Source organism: Amycolatopsis sp. NPDC114504, assembly GCF_055633595.1.
Genome location: NZ_JBVKDU010000005.1, coordinates 513,289 through 535,646 on the forward strand (window position 1 = coordinate 513,289; position 22,358 = coordinate 535,646).

The 22,358-nt window shown below is 70.5% G+C and carries 19 protein-coding genes; 12 read left to right on the top strand and 7 right to left on the bottom strand.

From position 1 onward, the window contains the following. The first annotated feature begins 49 nt into the window (after window positions 1–49). The 4 genes from ACZ7PG_RS38385 to ACZ7PG_RS38400 all read left to right on the top strand — a co-directional run bounded on the left by ACZ7PG_RS38385 (window position 50) and on the right by ACZ7PG_RS38400 (window position 4,837). Entirely contained in the window at window positions 50–1,087 is a 1,038-nt protein-coding gene (locus ACZ7PG_RS38385) for an LLM class F420-dependent oxidoreductase (RefSeq protein WP_470244095.1), read from the top strand. 1 nt (window position 1,088) lies between these two features. Beyond that, complete coding sequence (locus ACZ7PG_RS38390; RefSeq protein ID WP_470244096.1) at window positions 1,089–1,931, top strand: undecaprenyl-diphosphate phosphatase; 843 nt, start codon at window positions 1,089–1,091, stop codon at window positions 1,929–1,931. 49 nt (window positions 1,932–1,980) lie between these two features. Next, window positions 1,981–2,688 carry a histidine phosphatase family protein gene (locus tag ACZ7PG_RS38395; protein ID WP_470244097.1) on the top strand — a complete coding sequence of 236 codons (708 nt, stop codon included), beginning with the start codon at window positions 1,981–1,983 and terminating at the stop codon, window positions 2,686–2,688. 94 nt (window positions 2,689–2,782) lie between these two features. Next, a complete protein-coding gene (locus ACZ7PG_RS38400) occupies window positions 2,783–4,837 on the top strand; it encodes a M3 family metallopeptidase (protein WP_470244098.1) in 2,055 nt (684 codons plus the stop codon). A gap of 109 nt (window positions 4,838–4,946) precedes the next feature. Here ACZ7PG_RS38400 and ACZ7PG_RS38405 read toward each other — a convergent pair whose 3' ends face one another. Then, complete coding sequence (locus tag ACZ7PG_RS38405) at window positions 4,947–5,531, bottom strand: ClpP family protease (protein WP_470244099.1); 585 nt, start codon at window positions 5,529–5,531, stop codon at window positions 4,947–4,949. A 126-nt stretch (window positions 5,532–5,657) separates the two neighbouring features. On the opposite strand from ACZ7PG_RS38405, the gene ACZ7PG_RS38410 reads away from it, so the two are divergent. From ACZ7PG_RS38410 to ACZ7PG_RS38420, 3 genes are read left to right on the top strand one after another with little or no spacing between them, the layout of a single operon-like run. Beyond that, on the top strand, window positions 5,658–5,999 hold the full coding sequence (locus ACZ7PG_RS38410) for an ArsR/SmtB family transcription factor (RefSeq protein WP_470244100.1): 342 nt from the start codon (window positions 5,658–5,660) through the stop codon (window positions 5,997–5,999). A 2-nt stretch (window positions 6,000–6,001) separates the two neighbouring features. Continuing rightward, window positions 6,002–6,472 carry an SRPBCC family protein gene (locus tag ACZ7PG_RS38415; protein WP_470244101.1) on the top strand — a complete coding sequence of 157 codons (471 nt, stop codon included), beginning with the start codon at window positions 6,002–6,004 and terminating at the stop codon, window positions 6,470–6,472. Continuing rightward, a complete protein-coding gene (locus ACZ7PG_RS38420) occupies window positions 6,469–7,047 on the top strand; it encodes a dihydrofolate reductase family protein (protein ID WP_470244102.1) in 579 nt (192 codons plus the stop codon). Before ACZ7PG_RS38415 ends, ACZ7PG_RS38420 begins: the two co-directional genes overlap by 4 nt. Before the next feature lie 52 nt (window positions 7,048–7,099). Here the strand turns inward: ACZ7PG_RS38420 and ACZ7PG_RS38425 are convergent, their stop codons facing one another. Together ACZ7PG_RS38425 and ACZ7PG_RS38430 are read right to left on the bottom strand one after the other, a co-directional pair. Then, entirely contained in the window at window positions 7,100–8,080 is a 981-nt protein-coding gene (locus tag ACZ7PG_RS38425; RefSeq protein ID WP_470244103.1) for a malate dehydrogenase, read from the bottom strand. 98 nt (window positions 8,081–8,178) lie between these two features. Then, window positions 8,179–8,610 carry a MarR family winged helix-turn-helix transcriptional regulator gene (locus ACZ7PG_RS38430; protein WP_470244104.1) on the bottom strand — a complete coding sequence of 144 codons (432 nt, stop codon included), beginning with the start codon at window positions 8,608–8,610 and terminating at the stop codon, window positions 8,179–8,181. Window positions 8,611–8,719: 109 nt separating this feature from the next. Here ACZ7PG_RS38430 and ACZ7PG_RS38435 point away from each other — a divergent pair, with 109 nt between their 5' ends. The 4 genes from ACZ7PG_RS38435 (at window position 8,720) to ACZ7PG_RS38450 (ending at window position 11,215) form a co-directional block, all read left to right on the top strand. Further along, window positions 8,720–9,124, top strand: a complete 405-nt coding sequence (locus ACZ7PG_RS38435) for a nuclear transport factor 2 family protein (RefSeq protein ID WP_470244105.1) — start codon at window positions 8,720–8,722, stop codon at window positions 9,122–9,124. Beyond that, window positions 9,121–9,486: a VOC family protein gene (locus tag ACZ7PG_RS38440; protein WP_470244106.1), complete on the top strand. Its 366-nt coding sequence runs from the start codon at window positions 9,121–9,123 to the stop codon at window positions 9,484–9,486. The genes ACZ7PG_RS38435 and ACZ7PG_RS38440 overlap by 4 nt, the downstream gene beginning before the upstream one ends. Before the next feature lie 2 nt (window positions 9,487–9,488). Further along, window positions 9,489–10,343, top strand: a complete 855-nt coding sequence (locus ACZ7PG_RS38445) for a TIGR03560 family F420-dependent LLM class oxidoreductase (RefSeq protein WP_470244107.1) — start codon at window positions 9,489–9,491, stop codon at window positions 10,341–10,343. Between the two features lie 242 nt (window positions 10,344–10,585). Next, window positions 10,586–11,215, top strand: a complete 630-nt coding sequence (locus ACZ7PG_RS38450) for a DUF4360 domain-containing protein (RefSeq protein ID WP_470244108.1) — start codon at window positions 10,586–10,588, stop codon at window positions 11,213–11,215. A 51-nt stretch (window positions 11,216–11,266) separates the two neighbouring features. Here the strand turns inward: ACZ7PG_RS38450 and ACZ7PG_RS38455 are convergent, their stop codons facing one another. Together ACZ7PG_RS38455 and ACZ7PG_RS38460 are read right to left on the bottom strand one after the other, a co-directional pair. Continuing rightward, window positions 11,267–13,351: an FUSC family protein gene (locus ACZ7PG_RS38455; RefSeq protein ID WP_470244109.1), complete on the bottom strand. Its 2,085-nt coding sequence runs from the start codon at window positions 13,349–13,351 to the stop codon at window positions 11,267–11,269. Then, the gene (locus ACZ7PG_RS38460) at window positions 13,348–16,473 is read right to left on the bottom strand and encodes a GH92 family glycosyl hydrolase (protein WP_470244110.1); all 3,126 of its coding nucleotides are present in this window, start codon (window positions 16,471–16,473) and stop codon (window positions 13,348–13,350) included. The genes ACZ7PG_RS38455 and ACZ7PG_RS38460 overlap by 4 nt, the downstream gene beginning before the upstream one ends. Before the next feature lie 57 nt (window positions 16,474–16,530). Here ACZ7PG_RS38460 and ACZ7PG_RS38465 point away from each other — a divergent pair, with 57 nt between their 5' ends. After that, entirely contained in the window at window positions 16,531–17,286 is a 756-nt protein-coding gene (locus tag ACZ7PG_RS38465) for an alpha/beta fold hydrolase (protein ID WP_470244111.1), read from the top strand. 55 nt (window positions 17,287–17,341) lie between these two features. Here ACZ7PG_RS38465 and ACZ7PG_RS38470 read toward each other — a convergent pair whose 3' ends face one another. Together ACZ7PG_RS38470 and ACZ7PG_RS38475 are read right to left on the bottom strand one after the other, a co-directional pair. Next, a complete protein-coding gene (locus tag ACZ7PG_RS38470; protein WP_470244112.1) occupies window positions 17,342–17,875 on the bottom strand; it encodes a YciI family protein in 534 nt (177 codons plus the stop codon). A gap of 71 nt (window positions 17,876–17,946) precedes the next feature. Next, window positions 17,947–22,257 carry a GH92 family glycosyl hydrolase gene (locus ACZ7PG_RS38475; protein WP_470244716.1) on the bottom strand — a complete coding sequence of 1,437 codons (4,311 nt, stop codon included), beginning with the start codon at window positions 22,255–22,257 and terminating at the stop codon, window positions 17,947–17,949. Between the last annotated feature and the right edge of the window lie 101 nt (window positions 22,258–22,358).

Below are 22,358 nucleotides of genomic sequence, written 5' to 3' on the forward strand. Positions count from 1 at the left end.
ACCAAGGTGAGTCGTGTCGCCCACAAGGGCCCCGTTAGGGTCTGGCCCCGTGCGACTCGGACTGAATCTCGGCTACTGGGGAGCGGGGAACGACCCCTCGAACCTGGCCCTGGCGAAACAGGCGGACGACCTCGGCTACGCCGTCGTGTGGGCCGCGGAGGCGTACGGCTCGGACGCCGTCACGGTGCTGACCTGGATCGCGGCCCACACGACGCGGATCGACGTCGGTGCCGCCGTGCTGCAGATCCCGGCCCGGACCCCGGCGATGACCGCGATGACGGCCGCGACCCTCGACACGCTCTCGGGCGGCCGCTTCCGGCTGGGGCTGGGCGTGTCCGGCCCGCAGGTGTCCGAGGGCTGGCACGGCGTGCGGTTCGGCTCCCCGCTGGGCCGCACCCGGGAGTACGCCTCGATCGTGCGCTCGGCGTTGCGGCGGGAGCGGGTGCGGTTCGAGGGCGAGCACTTCACACTGCCCCTGCCGGACGGGCCCGGCAAGGCGCTGCGGCTGACCGTCCGGCCGGCCCGCAAGCACATCCCCCTGTACCTGGCCGCGATCGGCCCGAAGAACCTCGAGCTGGCCGGGGAGATCGCCGACGGCTGGCTGCCGGTGTTCTTCTCGCCGGCGCACGCGGGGGAGCAGCTGGCGCAGCTGCGGACCGGCGCCGAGCGGGCCGGCCGCACGCTGGACGGTTTCGACGTCGCCCCGAGCGTGCCGCTGGTGCCCGGCGCCGACTGGAAGGCGTGCGCGGACGCGGTCCGTGCCTACGCGGCGCTCTACCTCGGCGGGATGGGCAGCAAGGAGAAGAACTTCTACAACCGGCTGGCGTGCCGGATGGGCTTCGAAGCCGAAGCCGCCGAAGTGCAGGAGAAGTACCTGGCGGGCGACCGGGTGGGGGCGATGGCGGCGGTGCCGCTGGCGTTCCTCGACGCGACGTCGCTGCTGGGCCCGAAGGAACGGATAGCGGAGAAGATGACCGAATACGCCGAGGCCGGCGTGACCACCCTGTCGGTGTCGCCGTACACCCCGGACGCCGGGGCCGCGCTGACCACCGCCGTCGAGGCGCTGGAGAAGGCGGGGGTGGCCTGACGTGGGCTGGTTCGAAGCACTGGTGCTGGGCCTGGTCCAGGGCCTGACGGAGTTCCTCCCGATCTCCTCGAGCGCGCACCTGCGGATCGTCGCGGCGCTCGTCGGCTGGGACGACCCGGGTGCCGCGTTCACCGCGGTCACCCAGATCGGCACCGAGCTCGCGGTGATCATCTACTTCGGCAAGAAGATCGGCCGCATCCTGCAGGCCTGGTTCTTCTCGCTGTACAAGCCGGACTGGCGCCGCGACCCGGACGCCCGGCTGGGCTGGCTGATCATCATCGGCTCGCTGCCGATCGTGGTGCTCGGGCTGCTGCTGCAGGACCAGATCGACAGCGCGTTCCGCGACCTGCGGATCACCGCCACCGTGCTGATCGTGTTCGGCCTGATCCTGCTCTACGCCGACCGGGTCGGGAAGCAGGAGCGGACGCTGGAGCACCTGACCGTGCCGCACGGCCTCGGCTTCGGCTTCGCCCAGGCGCTGGCGCTGATCCCGGGCGTCTCCCGCTCGGGCGGCACGACGAGCGCGGGCCTGCTGCTGGGCTACACGCGTTCCGAGGCGGCGGAGTACTCGTTCCTGCTGGCGCTGCCGGCGGTCTTCGGGTCGGGAGTGTACAAGCTCAAGGACATCGGCTCGGGCGGCGTGCCGGCCCAGTGGGGCCCGACGATCCTGGCGACGCTGGTGGCGTTCGGCGTCGGCTACGCGGTGATCGCGTGGCTGATGGCCTACATCAAGAAGCGCAGCTTCGTGCCGTTCGTGATCTACCGGCTGGTGCTGGGCGTGCTGCTGTTCGTGCTGATCTTCACCGGGGCGCTGGACCCGAACGCGGGTCCCGTCAGCCACTGAGCCGCCCGCGTGGGGACCGCTTGATCGGTCCCCACGTAGGGTGGGTCCCGTGAGTACGGTCATTCTGCTCAGGCACGGCAAATCGACGGCCAACGGCTCCGGTGTCCTGGCCGGGCGTTCCCCGAAGGTCAACCTCGACGACACCGGTCGTGCCCAGGCGGAGAAACTGGTGGAGCGCCTCGACGGCGTGCCGCTGGCCGAGCTGGTCGTGTCGCCGATGCTGCGGTGCAAGCAGACCGTCGGCCCCCTCGCCACCGCGCGCGGGCTCGGCAAGACCGTCGAACCCGGGCTGTCCGAAGTGGACTACGGGGACTGGACCGGCAAGGAGCTCAAGCACCTGGCCAAGGAACCCCTGTGGCGGGTCGTGCAGGCGCACGCCTCGGCCGCGGTCTTCCCCGGCGGCGAAGGGCTCGCGGCGATGCAGGCCCGCTCGGTCGCCGCCGTCCGCGCGCACGATCGCCGGATCGCGGCCGAGCACGGCGACCACGCCGTCTGGCTGCTGTGCAGCCACGGCGATGTGATCAAGTCCATCCTCGCCGACGCCCTCGGGCAGCACCTCGACGCGTTCCAGCGGATCGTCGTCGACCCGGCGTCGATCTCGGTCGTGCGCTACACCGAGACCCGGCCGTTCGTCATGCGGGTCAACGACCACAGCAGCGACCTGAGCGGCATCGTGCCCCCCGAACCCAAGCCGAAGCGGGGCAAAAAGGGCGCCGGGAGCAGCGACGCCGTCGTGGGCGGTACCACCGGCCGGTGAGCCTGGCCACCTCCGGAAAGCGCTGACATCCGCACAGGTGGACCACGTAGGGTGGCGGGACCGAGTGTTGTACCCCCACCAGGAGCCTGCCCCGATGATTTCGCCGGACAACCCGTTCGCCGCACCCAGTGAACTGCCCTACGCCCTGCCGCCGTTCGACCGGATCGCCGACGAGCACTACCGGCCCGCGTTCGAGGCGGGCCTGGCCGAGCATTCGGCGGAGATCGAGCAGATCGCGGCGCAGGACGCCGAGCCGACGTTCGAGAACACCGTCGTGGCCCTCGAACGCGCCGGCGAGCTGCTGGGCCGCGTCGCGAGCGTGTTCTACAACCTGTCCGGCTCCAACAGCACCGACGAGATCCAGGCCATCCAGGCCGAGTTCGCGCCGAAGCTGGCCGCCCACCACGATGCCCTCCACCTGAACCCGAAGCTGTTCGCCCGGATCGACGCGCTCCACGCTCGGCGGGACGAGCTCGGCCTGGACGAGGAGTCGCGGCGGCTGCTCGAACGCCGTCACCTCGACTTCAGCCGCGCGGGCGCCGGGCTCGGCGAGACGGAGCAGGCCCGCCTGCGGGAGCTGAACGGCCAGCTGTCCACGCTGCAGACGAAGTTCCAGCAGAACCTGCTCAAGGACACCAACGACCTGGCCGTCGTGCTCGAAGACCGCGCCGACCTGGCCGGCTTCGGCGACGGCGCGATCGCCACCGCGGCCGAAGCGGCGGCGGCCCGCGGCGAGGACGGCAAGTACGTCATCCCGCTGACCCTGCCGACGAGCCAGGCTTCGCCGCTGGAGACCCTGCGCGACCGCGAGATCCGCGCGCGGATCCACGCCGCGTCGATGGCGCGCGGCAACCGCGGCAACGAGTTCGACAACAACGCGCTGGTCGCCGAGATCGCGCACCTGCGGGCCGAACGGGCCACGCTGCTCGGGTACCCGAACCACGCCGCGTACGTCATCGCCGACGAGACGGCGAAGACCGCCGAAGCCGCCGCCGGGCTGCTCGAACGCCTGGCGCCCGCCGCGGTCGCCAATGCCCGCACCGAAGCCGCGGAACTGCAGCAGCTGCTCGAAGCCGACGTCCCCGGTGCGACGCTGCGTCCGTCGGACTGGCCGTACTACGCCGCCCAGGTCCGCCGTGAGCGCTTCGACGTCGACACCGAGGCCCTGCGGCCGTACTTCGAGGCCGACCGCGTGTACCTCGACGGCGTCTTCTTCGCCGCCACCAAGCTCTACGGGCTCACCTTCACCGAGCGGACCGACCTCCCGAAGTACCACCCGGAGGTCCGGACCTTCGAGGTGTTCGACGCCGACGGCAGCCCGCTCGGGCTGTACCTGCTCGACCTGTACACCCGCGACGCCAAGCGCGGCGGCGCGTGGATGAACACCTTCGTCGACCAGTCGGAGCTGCTGGACCGCAAGACGGTCGTGGTCAACGTGCTCAACGTCGGCCGGCCGCCGGCGGGGGAGCCGACGCTGCTCACCTTCGACGAGGTCGTCACCGCGTTCCACGAGTTCGGGCACGCGCTGCACGCCCTCGTCTCGGCGGTCCGCTACCCGACGTTCTCCGGCACCAACGTGCCCCGCGACTTCGTCGAATACCCGTCCCAGGTCAACGAGATGTGGATGCTGTGGCCGGAGGTGCTGGCCAACTACGCCAAGCACCACGAGACGGGGGAGGCGCTGCCCCAGGAGCAGGTCGACAAGCTCCTCGCCGCCCAGCAGTACGGCGAGGGCTTCTCGACCACCGAGTACCTGGCGGCGTCCCTGCTCGACCAGGCCTGGCACCGCCTCGGCGTCGACGACCGCGTCGAAGAGGTGCAGCGGTTCGAGACGGACGCGCTCGTCAAGGCCGGCGTCGCCGTCGAAGCGATCCCGCCGCGCTACCGCACGACGTACTTCGCGCACGTCTTCAGCGGCGGCTACAGCGCCGGGTACTACTCCTACATCTGGAGCGAGGTCCTCGACGCCGACACCGTCCAGTGGTTCCGGGAGAGCGGGGGACTGACCCGCGAGAACGGCGATCACTTCCGCCGCACGCTGCTGGGCCGGGGAGGGAGCATCGACCCCATGGACGCGTTCCGGGCCTTCCGCGGCCGCGACCCCGAGATCGACCCGCTCCTGGCGCGCCGCGGCCTCAACGGGGTCTGAGCACACCCCTTCTCCAACTGTATAACGGCCTATACTGCGGGGCAGTTTTGAAAGAAACTGCCCCGCAGTGCCGTATCCGACGCCAGAACAACAGCACAGACGGACGGAGTCAGGCCGGCCCGCCGACGATGTGGTCGACGAAGCCGTAGGTGAGCGCTTCCTCGGCGTCGAACCAGCGGTCGCGGTCGGCGTCGGTGGTGATGCGTTCGACGGTCTGGCCGGTCTGGCGTGCGGTGATCTCCGCGAGGCGACGCTTCATCTTGCCGAACACCTCGGCCTGGATGGCGATGTCCGCGGCGGCGCCGCCGATGCCGGCCGAGGGCTGGTGCATGACGATCCGCGTGTTCGGGAGCAGGTAGCGCTTTCCGGGGGTGCCGGAGGAGAGCAGGAACTGGCCCATGGACGCGACGAAGCCGAGGCCGTAGGTCGAGACGTCGGGTTTGACGAGCTGCATGGTGTCGTAGATGGCCATGCCGGCGGTGACCGAGCCGCCGGGTGAGTTGATGTAGAAGGTGATGTCCTTCGCCGGGTCGTCGGCGGCGAGCAGGAGGAGCTGGGCGATGATCCGGTTGGCCACCTCGTCGTTGACCTCGGAGCCGAGGAAGACGATGCGGTCGCGCAGGAGCTGTTGGTAGACCGAGTCTTCGGGTGCGGTGCTCGGTGCCTGCATGTCGGGTACGGCGAGTGTGGTCATGGCCCGACGGTAGGGCGCGGGCGGGTGCGGCCGGTGGTGGTTTCGCTGTGAGCGTGCGGTGTTCGCCGGGAGCGGACTGGGGTGAGGTCTTGTCAGGGTGGCCGGCGGCGACTAACGTACAACCACATGGTTGTACTTCGGGAAGAGAGTGAGGAGTCGCTCAACCAGCTCTTCCGGGCCTTGGCCGACGGCACGCGCCGCGACATCCTGGCGCGGTCGATCACCGGGACGCCGTCGGTGTCCGAGCTCGCCGCGCACTACGAGATGAGCTTCGCCGCGGTGCAGAAGCACGTCGCGGTGCTGGAGCGGGCTGGTCTGGTCCGGAAGCGCGCGCGGGGTCGCGAGCAGCGGGTGGCGACCGACCGGGAGCGGCTGCGGCGGGCCGGTGAGCTCCTCGATTTCTACGAGTCCGTTTGGCGTCAGCGGGTGGCGCAGCTCGATGACCTGTTGCAAGAGAAAGAGGATTGACGATGCCCGTCACCTCGGTGACCAAGGATCCGGAAGCGCTGACGCTGACGCTGGTGGCCGACTTCCCGGTTTCGCGAGAACGGCTGTGGGCGGCGTGGGCCGACCCGCGGCAGCTGGAGCGCTTCTGGGGGCCGCCGTCCGCGCCCGCGACGTTCACGCACCACGACTTCCGGGTCGGTGGTCGCGCGGAGTACTTCCTGACCGGGCCGGACGGGGAGAAGTGGAGTGGCTCGTGGAAGTTCACGGCGGTGGACCCGATCGACTCGTTCGTGGCGGACGACGGTGATGACAACGCCGGGGACGAGGACATGCCGATGTCGATGACGTTCGTCTTCGAGGCGACGCCGTCGGGGTCGCGGATGACGAGTGTCACGCGGTTTTCGAGTGTCGAAGCGATGGAACGGACGACCCCGGGCATGGAAGAAGGCCTTCGCGCCGCGATGCCCCAACTGGACGAGGTGCTGGCGGGATGAGAACTCTCAAGATCATCGAACACGTGTCGCTGGACGGCGTGATCCAGAACTCCGCCGAGGACGGTTTCCCGTACCCGGACTGGACGGGGCCGTACCGGACGCCCGCCGGTGCGGAGGCGATGCTGGCCGCGCACGGTGAGCGGTTCGACCTGCTGCTCGGGCGGAGTACGTATGACATCTTCGCGGGGTTCTGGCCGACGGTGTCGGGCAACGTGATGGCGGACCGGCTGAACGCGGCGAAGAAGTACGTCGTCACCCATCGCGGGGACGATCTGGGGTGGGGGCCGGCCGAGGGTGTCGGGCCGGACCTGGTCGAGGGGGTCCGGCGGATCAAGGCGGAGGACGGTCCGGAGCTGGTCCTGACGGGCAGTTCGACGCTGACGTCGGCGTTGCTCGAGCACGGGCTCGCGGACGAGGTCGTGCTGGTGGTCTACCCGGTGCTGGTGGGGACGGGGAAGCGGCTCTTCGCGGAGGGGACACCGGGGCAGACGTTCGAGTTCGCCGGGTCGACGTCGACGCCGTCCGGTGTGCTGCTCAGCACGTACAAGGTCGCCGGGCCGTTGAAGACCAGCTGACGCGAAAGGGGCCACCGTCCTTCCTGGACGGTGGCCCCTTCGTGGGTCACGCTCAGATGAGGCCGAGCTTGCGCACGGTGTCGCGCTCCTCGACGAGCTCGGCGACCGAGGCGTCGATGCGGGCGCGGGAGAAGTCGTCGATCTCGAGGCCCTGGACGATCTTGTACTCGCCGTTCTCGGCGGTGACCGGGAACGAGGAGATGATGCCCTCGGCGACGCCGTAGGAGCCGTCGGAGACGACGCCGGCGGAGGTCCAGTCGCCGGCCGCGGTGCCGTTGACCCAGGTGTAGACGTGGTCGATGGCGGCGGAGGCGGCGGACGCGGCGGAGGACAGGCCGCGGGCCTCGATGATGGCGGCGCCGCGCTTGGCGACGGTCGGGATGAAGTCGCTCTCGAGCCAGGCCTGGTCGACCTCGACGCTCTTGCCGCCGACCTCGGCGTGCTGGACCGAGGGGTACTGGGTGGCGGAGTGGTTGCCCCAGATGGCGAGCTTCTTGAGCTCGGTGACCGGGACGCCGAGCTTCTTGGAGAGCTGGGCGAGCGCGCGGTTGTGGTCGAGGCGGGTCATCGCGGTGAAGCGGTCGGCCGGCACGTCGGGGGCGTGCGACTGGGCGATGAGGGCGTTGGTGTTGGCCGGGTTGCCGACCACGAGGACCTTGACGTCGGAGGCGGCGCCGGCGTTGATGGCTTCGCCCTGGGGCTTGAAGATGCCGCCGTTGGCCTCGAGGAGGTCGCCGCGCTCCATGCCCTTGCTGCGGGGGCGGGCGCCGACGAGGAGGGCGATGTTGGTGCCTTCGAAGGCCTGCTTGGGGTCGTCGAAGATGTCGATGCCGGCCAGGAGCGGGAACGCGCCGTCGTCGAGCTCCATGGCGGTGCCCTCGGCCGCCTTGACCGCCTGCGGGATCTCGAGGAGCCGCAGCTTCACCGGGACGTCCTGGCCGAGGAGCTGACCGGACGCGATGCGGAAGAGCAGCGCGTAGCCGATCTGGCCGGCGGCGCCGGTGACGGTCACGTTGACAGGGGCTTGGGTCATTGCGGTTCTCCAGCTTGAGACGACTTTGGCTAGTGCATGGAGCCTATCTCTCCTCGTGGTGGCGGGTCGGGTGCGTCCAGTCACTCTCGCTGGATCGATCAGGTACCGGTGACGTTGCCGGCGAGCCGGTGCAGGAGGTCGGCGAGCTGGGCGATCTCGGTGTCGGACAGGCCTTTCCGCATGCGTTCGTCGTGGGCGATGGCGGCGGAGGCGAGGCGGAGGAAGAGCTGTTCGCCTTCGGGGGTGAGGGTGACCAGGTGGACTCGGCGGTTGTCGGGATCGCGGCGGCGGGTGACGAGGCCGGCGCTTTCCATGCCGTTGAGGTGGTGGGTGAGGGTGGCGCCCTGGATGCCGACGGCGTCGGCGAGTTCGCGCTGGTTGGCGACGGGTCGGGTTTTGAGGGAGATGAGGATCTGCCAGACGGGCTGGGAGCCGCCGGCGGCGGCGAGGGCCTGGTCGAAGGCGCGGCCGGCGGTCTTGGCGGTGCGGGCGAGGACGACGCCGATGGGGGTGGTGGTGGGTGCTGGCACGGGGGTGACCTTACCGCAGAAACAGAGAGGTCTAAGCGTTTGACATCTAACGGTTAGACTTCTAACGTTGTGCCCATCGCACCGGAAATCGAACCGGAAGGGGCACACGATGAGCACCGAAGAGCAGGTCCGCGAGTTCGGCCGGGTCTGGGCCGCGGCGGAAGAACGTGGCGACACCGGAGTGCTGGCCGGCCTGGTGGCCGACGGCTTCCGCCTGGTCGGCCCGCTCGGCTTCGTCCTGGACCGCGACCAGTGGCTGGCGCGCTACGACGGCGGCGGGCTGGTCACCGAAAAGCTCGGCTGGGACGAGGTCGAGGTCCGCGACTTCGGCACGACCGCCATCGCGATCGGCGTGCACGACCAGGTCGCGAAGCACCGGGGCAACCCGGTCGACGGCCGGTTCCGCGCCACGCACGTGCTGGTCCGCGACGACGACCGCTGGCGGCTGGCCGGCATCCACCTGAGCCCGATCGGCGGCTCGCCGCCGTTCGCACCCGGCGGGAGCGCGCGATGAGCGTCGAGCTGAACCACACGATCGTGTGCGTGACCGACCGGGAGAGGTCGGCGGAGTTCCTCGCCGGGATCCTCGGCCTGCGGACCGGGCCGGTCGACGGGCCGTTCGTGCCGATCCGGCTGGCGAACGGCGTGACGCTGGACTACCTGCGGGTGGACCGCGTGACGAGCCAGCACTACGCGTTCCTGGTCGGCGAGGACGACTTCGACGCCGCGCTGGCGCGGATCGAGCGGGCCGGCCTCACCTACTGGGCCGACCCGTTCCACGACCGGGCCGGCGAGGTCAACGACCTGAACGGCGGCCGCGGGATCTACTTCGAGGATCCCGACGGCCACAACCTGGAACTGCTCACGAGGGGGTAGCCGTGCGGTTGAGCATCGGGGTCACGGACTTCTCGTGGCCGGACAGGGCGACCGAGGAACTGTCGGACGTCGCCGTCGCGGCTGACGACGCCGGCTTGGACACCCTGTGGGTGGCCGACCACCTGCTGCAGGCCGACCCGCACAGCACGCCGGATTCGGCGATGCTCGAGGCGTACACGACGCTGGGGTTCCTGGCCGCGCGCACCAGCCGGATCGGGCTGGGCACGATGGTCTCGGCGGTGACGTTCCGGCCGCCCGCGCTGCTGATCAAGGCGGTCACGACGCTGGACGTCCTCTCCGGCGGGCGGGCCCGCTTCGGGATCGGCACCGGGCACCACGACGGCGAGGCGCGGGCGATGGGCCTGCCCTTCCCGCCCGTGGGGGAGCGCTTCGAGCGGATGGAGGAGACCATCCGGCTGGCGCTGCGGATGTGGGCCGGGGACGACTCGGCGTTCGAGGGTGAGCACTACCGCCTGGACCGTCCGATCGGGATTCCGCTGCCGGTCCGCCGGCCGAAGGTGCTGATCGGCGGGGCCGGTGAGCGCAAGACGCTGCGGCTGGTCGCGCGGTACGCCGACGCGTGCAACGTGTTCGACATCCCGGACGGCGGGAAGACGGTGCGGCACAAGCTGTCCGTGCTCGCGCGGCACTGCGAGGAGGCCGGGCGGCCGTACGGGGAGGTCGAGAAGACGATCAGCACGCGGCTGGCGGCCGGTGAGTCGGCGGAGTCGTTCGCGCGGCGGTGCGGCGAGTTCGCGGAGTGGGGCGTCGAGCACGCGGTCGTGATCACGGCGGGGCCGTGGTCGGCGGCGGGGGTCGCGACGCTGGGCCGGGCCGCGGGCCTGCTGGCGAAGTGAAACGATCAAGCCCGGACGTCGCGGGGTGATCGCGGACGGCGGGCGGCGGTCCGGGGGCGCGAAATCGTTTTCCGGTCGAATTCCTTCGTTTTCGCGATAATGGCGGCTCGACATTATCGGTATACCGCGTGGCGGGACGGCTACTGCGTGTTGCTCCGTTCAGCGGGGTTTCGGACCATGATCGATTCGCTACCATGGTCGACGCCCCCGTACCCAATTCGAATGTATTGGGAAGGATTCCGATGCTGTCTGCGGTCGTTGCTGCCGTAATGGCGCTTTCCTCTGTGGTCACCCCGCATTCGTGGAACACTCCTCCGCCGCCCGACAAAATCGTCATCGACGTCGTGAACGCCAATGGCACGGGCTGTCCGGCCGGCACGTCCGCGGTGGCGGTGTCGCAGGACAACACGGCGTTCACCGTGACCTACAGCGCCTACACGGCGCTGGTCGGGGTCGGCGCCGGGCCGTTGGACGCCCGGAAGAACTGCCAGATCGGCCTGCGGGTGCACGTCCCGCAGGGGTTCACCTACGGAATCGCGCAGGCGGACTACCGCGGATTCGCCCACCTGGAACGCGGCGCGACCGGCCTGGAAAGAGCGAACTACTATTTCCAGGGCAATTCTCCGACGGCCTACATGCAGCACCCGCTGACCGGTCCGTTCGAGGACGACTGGCATTTCACCGATTCGACCGAGGTCGGTGCGATCGTGTTCAAGCCGTGTGGTGAGGAACGCAATCTGAACGTCAACACGGAATTGCGGGCCGCGGCCGGGACGTCGGATCCGAAGAAGACGACGAGCTTCGTGACGATGGACTCGACCGACGGCAGCATCACGACCACGTACCACTTCGCGTGGTTGTCCTGTCCCTGATCGGGTGAACAGCCGGGGTGGCGCGGTGTCGGGGCCGCGCCACCCCGGCGGTCACTTCTTCGCGGGGGCGCGGGGATCGGTGGCCTGGACGTCGAAGACGCGGCCGAGGGAGATGAGGCCCTCGTCGAGGTGGCTGAGGCTGGAGAGGATGGCCCGGGTTTCGGCCTGCTCGACACGGTCGGACACCGGGGTGCCGTCGTCGCGCACGAGCGTGCCGGGCGTGGGGCCACCCGGCGCGTCGAGTGCTTTGCGGAGGACGTCGATGTTGTCCAGCAGCCGGCCGGTGAACCGGCGCAGGCGCTCGGCGTTCTCGCCGGCGAGTTGCCCGGGCTGGGCGCGGGCGGCGACGTGGCGGGCGCGGAAGGCGATGGTCTCCAGCGTGGTGAGCACGTGCCAGCCGTAGTCGCGGCGGGCGCTGCGGAGGTTGACCGGGTGGGTCAGCGGTTCGATGGTGGTGCGGACCTGCTCGACGGCGCGGTCGAGGTCGCGGGAGAGCTCGATGATGTTGACGTTCTCCTCGCCGGCGAGCAGGTCGCGGGTGTGCTCGAGGAACTCGGCCAGTTCGTCGAGCACGGCGGAGATGTCGTCGAGCATGACCGAGCGGGTGCGGACCGGGACGATGACGACGGCGGCGAGGATGCCCGCGACGGCGCCGACCGCGGTTTCGGCGACGCGGATCCAGAGCACCTCGAGGCTGAACGTGCCGAGCAGGCTGTAAAGCAGGCCGAGCATGCTGGTGATGAAGAAGGCCATCACGACCTGGGAGACGCGGGCGGTGTAGACCATCCCGAACACGCACACCAGGATCAGCGCGAGCGTGGCCGGGATGCTGCCGGCGACCAGGGAGGCGAGCAGGACACCGCCGACGATGCCGATGAGGGTGCCGCCGAGTCGGCGGACGCCCTTGACGAAGGTGGCCCCCGCGCTGGAGGCGCCGATGAACACCACGAAGACGGTGAGGACGGCCCAGTACCAGCGCTGGTGGGAGACCAGCTCGCCGCCGAGCACGGCGAGCCCGCCACCGACGACGGCCTGGATCGCGCTGCGGGTGCGGTTGTCGTAGGCGAACGCGGGGGTCGGCTCGTCGTCGTCCTCGTCGGGGGAGTCCGGGGTCGACTCGGGCGCGGCGGCGCGCTGGGCACGGTCGTCGGCCAGTGCCAGCTCGGCCAGCGCCTTGCGGACGCCGTCGCCGGGGGCGGCGTGTTCGTCGATGCGGCTGCCTTCGACGAGCATCCGGCTGTACTCGCCGGTCTGGCTGATCAGCGGGAGCTCGCGCGGGTCGCGTTCCATGAGGGCGCGGAAGCGGGCGAGCCGGGCGATGAGGTCGTCGCGGACGTCGGTGGCGAGCTCGTCGGAGGAGGTGCGCTGGACGGTGCTGACCAGCCACTCGAGGGCGAGCTCGACCTCGATGGCGCGGCGGCGCAGGCGGTCGGCGGCGCGGGCGTCGACGACGTCGGGGGCGGCGTCCTCGATGAGCAGGACGCATTCGTGGAGGCGGGCGAGCGCGCTGCGCAGCTGCTTGCGGGTGCGTTCGCTGCCGCCCACGGCGAGGTGGGCTTCGGTGGCGCGGACGACGGCGGCGAGGCGGGCGCGGAAGGCGCGGCGCACACGCAGGAACTCGGCTTCGGCGTTGTGGCGCAACAGGACGAACCGGACGACGGCATTGGCGAGCACGCCGACGCCGAGGGCCATCAGCAGCTGCGGGACCTGCGCGAGGTGGGCCTGCAGGAACATGGGGAAGAAGAACAGGAAGAAGCCGATCGAGCCGAGCGCGGTGCCGCGGGGGCCGAAGCGCTGGGCGTAGACGGCGACGAAGATCAGCAGGACGAACACGATGCTGTCCATCGGCGGCAGCGCCGACCCGAGGCTGGCGACGGTGATGGACGCGGCCCCGGTGAGGAACGCCAGCACGAGGGTGCCGGCCTGGCCGCCGGGGGTCGGGTCGTTGACGGTGAACGCCGTCATCATCGCGGCGATGGCGCCGACCAGCATCACCGTGAGCGGGAGGTGCGCGGGCAGCAGCGCGGCCACGGCGAGGACGATGCCGAGGACGGCGGACCCGGCCAGCCGCAGGCGGACCAGGCCGGGGTCGGCCGCCGCCAGCCGGTCGAGGGCGGCGGTGCGGAAGTGGTTCATCGGGCGAGCAGCTCCCACTGGGCGAGGGTGGTGCGGCGGCCGCGGGTGGCGGTGATCCGCAGCCGGTAGTGCGGGTGCGCGGCCGGGGTGGCGAGCGCGAAGGGCCGGGTCTGGCGGCGCCAGCGGAACAGCTCGTCCTGGCGTTCGTCCAGGGTGGTCCACTCCGTGCCGTCGTCGGAGCCTTCCAGGACCCAGGACTTCGGGTCTCCGCCGCGGTTGCCGGAGGTGAGCGTGTACATCGTGACCTCGCGGGGCTCGCCGGTGACGGTGAACTCGATCGCCGGGGTGGCACTGCGGAAGGTGACGTCGGTGCGGGTGGTGTCGTCGAAGAGCGCGGCGACGTTCTTGGCGTCTTCGCTGGTGGCGGTGCCGGTGAGGTCGGAGATCGGGGCCGGCTGCTCGGCGGGCGGCGGCGGGGTGCCCCACGCGGTGGGTTCGCCTGCGAGGTCGAAGACCAGCTCGGCGCCGCCGGCGAGGGTGGCGTGGGCGATGGTCGTGGCGTCGTGCGGTTCGCCGTCGACGGTGAGGCCGCGGACGTAGACCGTCTCGTCGGTGTTGCCGGGCGCGCGGATGACGAGGGTCTTGCCTTCGCCCAGGTGGACGGTCGCCTTTTCGAACAGCGGCGAGCCGATCGCGTAACGCGGGCTCCCGACGGCCAGGGGGTAGAAGCCCAGTGCGCTGAACACCCACCACGCGGACATCTCGCCGTTGTCCTCGTCGCCGGGGTAGCCCTGGCCGAGCTCGCTGCCGAGGTAGAGCCGCCGGAGGACCTCGCGCACGACGCGCTGGGCCTTCGCGGGCGCGCCGGCGAGGTTGTAGACGTACGGGATGTGGTGCGAGGGCTGGTTGGAGTGGCCGTACTGGCCCATGCGGACGTCGCGGGCTTCGGTCATCTCGTGGATGAGGCCGCCGTACGCGCCGGGGCGGCGGCCGGTCTCCGGCGTCGCGAAGAACTCGTCGAGCTTGGCTTCGAGGCCTTCGTTGCCGCCGTGCAGCGCCGCGAGACCGGGGCCGTCGTGGGGTGCGGTGAAGGCGGTGTTCCACGCGTTGGTCTCGACGAAGTCGCCGCCCCAGGCGGCCGGGTCGTAGCCCTCGGGGGCGAACTTGCGGCTGCCGTCGCGGTTGCGGCCCTGGAAGAAGCCGATCTTCGGGTCGAAGTGGTGGACGTAGTGCTTCGCGCGCTCGCGGAAGTAGGCGGCGTAGTCGGCGTACATCCGGGCCCGGGTGCCGTCGCTTTCGCGGGCGAGGGCGTCCGAGAGGTTGGCGAGGCCGAAGTCGTTGATGCAGCCTTCGAGCGCCCAGGACAGTCCTTCGTGGACCGACGTCGGGGTGTAGCCCAGGAAGATCGACCGGTCGAGGCCCTTGCGGCCGACCGCGCGGTGCGGCGGGGTGACGGTGGCGTTCTTGAGGGCCGCGTCGTAGGCGGCCTCGACGTCGAAGTCGCGGACGCCCTTGAGGTAGGCGTCGGCGAAGGCGACGTCGGAGCTGGTGCCGGTCATCAGGTCCGCGTAGCCGGGCGAGGACCAGCGGGAGATCCAGCCGCCTTCGCGGTACTGCTGGACGAACCCGTCGACCATCCGGCCGCAGTGCTCCGGGGTGAGCAGCGCGTACGCGGGCCAGGTGGTGCGGTAGGTGTCCCAGAAGCCGTTGTTGACGTACATCTCCCCGTCGACGACCTTCGCGCCGGTGCGCCGGCGGGTGCCCGGCCACCACCGCCGCACCACCGGGCTCGCGTGCCGGATGCCCTTCGGGGTGTTCTCGTGCGCGACGTTCGGGTACAGGAACAGCCGGTACAGGTTGGAGTACAGCGTGGTCCGCTGGTCCTCGGTGGCGCCTTCGACCTCGACGCGGCCGAGCTGCTCCTGCCAGAGGGCGCGGGCCTGGTCGCGGACCTGCTCGAACGTCGTCCCGGCGGGGATCTCCAGCTCGAGGTTGTGCTTGGCCTGCGCGAGGCTGATCAGCGACGTCGCGATCCGCAGCGTCGCGTCGGGACCGTCGAACTCGAAGTAGCCCGAGACCCGCCGCCACGGCGGGAAGCGGACCTTGGCACCGCGCGTGGCGGGAGCGTCCGTCACCCCGTAGAAGAACATCCGGCGCGCGCCGGCGGACAGGCGGCTGCGGACCGTCGTGTACCCCGAGATCACGCCGGTGTCGGCGTTGAGCCGGAGGCGGCCGCGGTTGGCGACGTTGTCGAACAGCAGCCAGCCGTGCTTGTCGGGGAAGGTGAACCGCAGGATCGCCGCGTGGGACGTCGGCGCGACGTCGGCGGTCATGCCGTTGGCGAACCGGACGCCGTAGTGGTGCGGCGAGTCGGTCTCGTCGTCGTGGGAGAAGGCCAGCGCGCGCTTGCGGCGGTTCGGCTCGACCGGGCCGGTGCCGGGCATGACGTGGAAGGTGTGCCGGTCGCCCATCCACGGGCTCGGCTGGTGGCTCAGGGCCAGCGCCTGCAGCGCCGGCCGGTTCTCGGCGTTGTTGTGGCGGTGGTAGGAGTAGATCCAGTTGGTGACGCTGGCGTCGGTGACCGGGGTCCAGAAGTTGAACCCGTGCGGCACCGCGGTCGCGGGGAAGTTGTTGCCGCGGGAGTAGTCGCCGCTGGAGTGCGAGCCGCGGGTCGTGCGGACGAAGTCGACCGGGTCCCGGGGCGGCTGGGGCCGTTCGGCGAGGCGGACGTCGTCGATCCAGCCGGTGATCTCGCCCTCGGGGGACGCGGTGCGCAGCACGATCCGGCTGATCCGGCGTCCGGTGAACGCCCCGAGCGGGCGGCGGACGAGGTTCCACTGGTCCACCCACAGGGTCTTGTCGTCCACCGGCTCGAACCCGGCGCTCGTGCCGTCGGCGAACTCGAGGTCGAGGCTGACCCGGGTGGCGTGGTAGGCCGGGATCTCGCCGTCGGACTGCGGGAAGACCACATAGGACAGCTCGAGGTCCCCGGTGACCGGGACGTCCGGTTCGAACAGGACGCTGCGCGGGCGGGCGGTGTAGCGCAGGGCCTTGGCCCCGGTGAAGCCGACGCCGGTCTTGGCCGTGGGGGAGCGGTCCGGGCCGCTGTCGACCGTCAAGGCGGGGTCCACCGGCCGCGGATCACCGGTTTCGAACGACGAGCAGAACACGGCCTCGGGCATGCGCACACCGTATCGGCCGAACGGCGTAGCGTGTGGCCGACGCGGGGGGAGGTCTCGGTGAGGACGCACATCGTCCGGCACGAGGGTGCCGAGCTGCACTACGAGCTGCTGGGCGACGGCCCGCTCCTGCTGCTGATCGCCGGCCGCGGCGGCTACCGCGCCCGCTACACCGGACTCGCGCGGCGGCTCGCCGGCACCTACGCGGTCCTCACCTACGACCGGCGCGGACCCGACACCGACTTCGACATGGGCCAGCAGGCCCGCGACGCGGCCGCCGTCATCCGCGCCGCCCGCCCGGCGCGACCGAGGGCGGCGGTGTTCGGCCAGGGCGCGGGCGGCTCGGTCGCGTTCGAGCTGGCCGCGCAGGTCCCCGACGCGGTGACCGAGCTGGTGGTCCACGAAGCCCCGGCGATCACCCTGCTCCCGGACGCCCCCAGGTGGCTGGCGATCGCCCGCAAGGTCCGCACCACCCACCAGCGCGAAGGCCTCGACGCGGCCCTGGCCATGGCCGGCATCAGCACGGCCGACTTCCCGGACCCGGCGGCCGCCGAGCTCTTCCTGGCCCGCGAGTTCCCGGCGGTGGTCCTGCACACCCCGGACCTCGACGCGGTCCGCCGCACGGGCATCCCGGTGGTCACGGCGGCGGGCGAGACCAGCCGTGATTCGTGCCTGGAGCAGTCGGCCCGGATCCAGGCGGAGCACCTGGCGTGCGGGTACGCCCGGTTTCCTGGGGGCCACCACGGCTTCGAGTCCGACGTGGACGCTTTCGCCCCGGCCTTGTGCACGACGTTGGCCAGGCTCCGCCGCCTCTGACCGGAGGAAGGGCAGCCCAGGTACGCGAGCCGACCCTCCCGCCGGCCGCAGCGGGTCAGCCCTCGCGGCCGCCGAACTGCCAGCGGTGCACCTCGACCCCGGCGTAGCGTCCCGGCGCCAGGACAGCCCGAGCAGCATCCGCGTCCGGCGCCCGCAGCAGCACCGCCGTGCCCAGCCACGCCGCGCCGTCATCCGAGAGCAGCTGCCCGTACGCGATCAGCTCCTCCCGCGAATCCGTCACCTCGACGGGCTCACCCGAGCCGAACCCGAGGACCAGGTACCGATCCCCACCGGACCGTCCACCGGGGAAGTCCCCCATCGTGCGGCCCAGCGCGTCCTGCCACCGGCGCAGCAGCACGTCGCGGTAGGCCCCGGCCTGGTAGCCGGGCTCGTCGAACGCGAACGCGCGGGCCGCCGCCGGGTCCGGTACGTCCACGATGTGCACGCTGCCCGTGGGCGTGTCGCCGTCGAAGGTCGGGCCGCGGGCGGTCAGCGTGAAGCGGTCCATGTAGGACCAATGCTCCTCCACCAGCTCCTCGCGCAGCGCGGCCGAGCCCGGCCGGTCCCGGTGGTAGCAGAAGAACTCCATCGCACCCTCCCCACGCGGTGAGGGCCTCCCCACCACCGGCGGGAAGGCCCTCACACACTCCGGCTACGGGACTAGATCTTCGCGCACTGCCCCGCGGACGGGCCGCGGACGGTGTTCGGAAGGTCGTAGTCCGTCGGGACCGGCGAGTTCGCCGCGCACGCCAGCGGGCCGCCGATCGTGCTCGACGTCAGCACCGGACCGTGGTTGCCGGTCAGCGCGACCGGGCCGCCCACCTGGGTCAGCTCGATCGACACCGTGCCGGTCGCCCCGGTGATCGCCACCGGACCGCCCACCTTCGTGCGGTTCAGCACGACCTGGCCGGCACCCGTCGCCGCGAGCGGGCCCTTGATCTCGCCGCCCCGCACCACCAGCGACGCGCCGGGTGCGACGGTCACCGGGCCCGACACCGTCGCGTCCTGCAGGCACACCGTGCCGGACGAGACCGTGAGCGGGCCGTTGGACGCACCCGTGATCGTCTTCGTGCAGGAGGCGTCCGGCTTGCCCAGCAGCTCGAACTCGGCCAGCTGCGCCGGGGCGCCGGTGCTGGTCGCGGTGACCTCGAGCTTGTAGTAGGCGAAGTGCGCCGGGTTGGCCACCTTGAACGCGCGGGTCTGCTGCCGCCAGCTGAACGCCTGGTTCGTCTGCTGGTCGGCCACCGCCCAGGTCTTGCCGTCGTAGGAGCCCTTCAGCGTCCAGCTCTTCGGGTCGCCCGCACCGGTCTGGGACGTCAGCGTGTAGTGCGTGACGGCTTCGTCGGTGTTGTTCAGCTGGTACTGCAGGGCGCCGGTGACGGCGGCCTGGGTGCGCGAGGTGTTGTCGAGCAGCGCCGTCGCGTTGGAACCGTCCGAAGTGGACAGCGTGCCCTTGCCGGCGCCGGTCTCGTCGTGCAGCGGTGTCGCCACCGCGTCACCCGTGGTGATCGACTTCGGCGCGTCGTTCGGGCCGGTGCCCCACTTGGAGGGGTTCGGGCCCATGTCGAAGTCGATCGTCCCGCCCTTCGCGATGACGTCCTGCGGCAGCGAGGTCGAGGAGTACGCCTTGCCGTTGACCTTCACGCCCTGGATGTAGACGTTCTTCGCGTTGTTCTTCGGCGCGTTGATCACCAGGTTCTTGCCGCCGGCCAGGTGGATGGTGGCCTTCTTGAACAGCGGCGACCCGATCGCGTAGTTCGGGCTGCCCATCTGCAGCGGGTAGAAGCCCAGCGCGCTGAAGATGTACCACGCGGACATCTCGCCGTTGTCCTCGTCGCCGGCGTAGCCCTGACCGATCTCGCTGCCGTTGTAGAGCCGCGACAGCGCTTCACGGACCTTCGCCTGGGTCTTCGAGGGCTGACCCGCGTAGTCGTACATGTAGAGCAGGTGGTGCGCCGGCTGGTTGGAGTGGCCGTACTGGCCCATCCGCACGTCCCGCGCCTCCCGCATCTCGTGGATCACGCCCCCGTAGGAACCCGGGTAGTTGGCGGTCTCCTGGTCGGCGAAGAACTGGTCCAGCTTGGTCGCCAGGCCGGCCTTGCCGCCGTAGAGGTTCGCCAGGCCCTGACCGTCCTGCGGCACGGTGAACGCCATGCCCCAGCCGTCGGTCTCGGTGTAGTCGCCGCCCCACGAGCGCGGGTCGTACTGGTCCTTGGTCTTGGTGAACTTCCCGTTCGCGTCCTTGCCCTGGAAGAACCCGGTGCTCGGGTCGAACAGGTTCACGTACTGCTGGGCGCGGCTGGTGAAGTACTCGTAGTTCTCCTGGTACTCCGCCTTGCGGGGGTCGTTCGGCGCGGCTTCGTCGGCCAGCTTCTTCGACAGGTTCGCGATGCCGAAGTCGTTGACGTAGCCCTCGATCGCCCACGAGAAGCCCTCGCTGGCGGTGTTGGGCGTGTAGCCGAGGAAGATGCCCTGGTCCAGGCCCTTGCGGCCGACCGCCGAGTTCGGCGGGGTGACCGTGGCGTTCTTCACCGCCGCGTCGTAGGCCGACTTGACGTCGAAGTTCTTGACGCCCTTGAGGTAGGCGTCGGCGAACGCGACGTCGGAGCTCGTGCCGGTCATCAGATCCGCGTAGCCGGGAGAGGACCAGCGCGCGATCCAGCCGCCGTCGCGGTACTGCTGCACGAACCCGTCGACCATCTTCCCGGCCATGTCCGGGGTGAGCAGCGAGTACGCCGGCCAGGTCGTGCGGTAGGTGTCCCAGAACCCGTTGTTGACGTACATCTGGCCGTCGACCACCTTCGACCCGGTCTGGGTCGCGGTGTCCGTGCCGGTCTTCGGCGACACGGGGCTCGCGTACTTGTACGCGGGCTTGTCGGCGGTGCCGGTGTTCTCGGCCTGGGTGTTCGGGTACAGGAACAGCCGGTACAGGTTCGAGTAGAGCGTCGTGAGCTGGTCCTTCGACGCGCCCTCGACCTCGATCACCTTGAGCTGGTCGTCCCAGGCCTTCTGCGCGGCGTCACGCACCGAGTCGAAGGTCGCGGCCGGGGCGATCTCCTGGGCGAGGTTCTTCTTCGCCTGGTCGACGCTGATCAGCGACGTCGCGATCCGCATGTTCACGGTCTTGTCGGCGCCGGCGTCGAACCGCAGGTAGCCGGTGACGTTGTCGCGGCCCTGCCCGGTGAGCTTGCCGCCCGCGGTGACCGGCTTGTCGAACTGCGCGTAGACGAACATCCGGCCCGCACCGGCGTACACGTTGGTCTCGGTGTAGCCCGAGAGCGTGCCGGTGGCGTTGTCGAGCGTGAGCCCGGCGGAGTTGTTGACACTGTCGAAGATCAGGCTCGAGTCCGCGCCGGGGAAGGAGAACTTGAACATCGCCGCGTGGTCGGTCGGCGCGATCTCGGTCTTGATCCCGTTCTGGAACTGCACCCCGTAGTAGTGCGCCCGCGCGGTCTCGTCGCTGTGCTTGAACGGCAGCGCCCGCGCGTCGCGGTTGGCGTCGGGCACCCCGGCGGCCGCGGACGGCATCACCTGGAACGCCTGCCGGTCACCCATCCACGGGCTGGGCTCGTGGCTCACGCTGAACGCCTGCAGCTGCGGGAGGTTCTGCGCGTTGTTCTGGGTGCTGTAGTTGTAGAGCCAGCTGCCCGAACCGGCGTCGGTGACCGGGGTCCAGAAGTTGAACCCGTGCGGCACCGCGGTGGCCGGGAAGTTGTTGCCCCGGGAGAAGGTGCTGTTGGCCATCGTGCCCCGGGTGGTGACCACGTTGTCACTCGGGCGGGTGCTCGACGGCGGCGTCGGGGTCGCCGACACCTTCACGTCGTCGAGCCAGCCCTGCAGCGAGCCCGGCCCGTTCGGGTTGTCGTAGCCGACCAGGATCCGGTCGATCGTCTTGCCCTTGGCGACCTGCCCGATCGCCGAGCGCACCAGGTTCCACTGGTTGGCGTAGAGCACCTTCGAGGCGCCCTGGCCCTCCGGGGTCAGCGGGAAGCCGTACTGGTCGGTCGCGCCGAGGTTGCGCAGGTAGGTGCCGTCGGTGAAGGCGAGGTCGATCGCGACGTTCGTGCTCGGGTACCTCAGGTCGCCGGTGATGAACTGCGGCTGCACCTTGTACGAGAGCTCGGTCGAGTCCACGACCGGTACGTCGACGTCGAAGATCTTGTTGTACGACCAGCCGTGCCCGGTCGCGGTCTGGCTGCCGGAGTAGCGGAACGCCTTCATGCCGGTGAAGCCGACGCGGTTCTTGTTCGTGTACCCGCTGGTCGGACCGGAGTCGGTGAAGCTGCGCATGTTCGGCAGCGGCGGCGGGGCCGGGTCGTCGTTGGCCAGCAGCAGCTCCGACATCTGCAGGATCGGGCCGCCGTTGTTGGCCGTCACGTCCAGCCGGTAGTACTTGTACGCCGCGCTCGGCGCGGCCAGCTTGTAGTCCTTCTGCTGGAACCGCGCGCTGAACGTCTGGCCGGACTGCTTGTCCAGGTCCGTCCACGCGCTCGCGTCGTTCGACCCCTGCAGCGTCCAGTCCTTGGGGTCGCGCTCGTCGAAGTCGTTGGCCGAGGAGATCGCGTAGTGCGTGACCGAGGTGGCCTCGGACAGGTTGATCTGCGCCCACGCGGTCGGGTCCCACGACAGCCACTTGGTGTCGGTGGTGCCGTCGACGAGGTTCGCGACGACCTCGCCGCCGTCGGTGTTCTCGCTGCTGGCGCTGGTCTCGGTGACCTTGCCGCGGATGTCGCCGGGGATCGCGGTGCCGTTCGCGCCGTTGACGCCGTACGCGCGCGGCTTGCCCGCCGCGTCGGTGTCCACGGTGTCGGTCCACGTCGGCTGGGGGTCGCCCGGCTCGAACGACGAGGAGAAATCGGCGGGGAGGGCGTCCTCGGCGGCGCTCGCGGCCGCGGGGAGGGCGACCAGGCCGGCGGCGACCACGGTGGCGGCCAGCATCATGGCGACCGGTGGTCTGGCGCTTCGGGGCATCATTGCTCCAAGCTCTGGAGGGATGAACAAGGGCACCGCGCGGGCGGGGACCCAGCGGCGCCCAGGAAGACAAACGCGCGGGTGACATCGATGTCAAGACC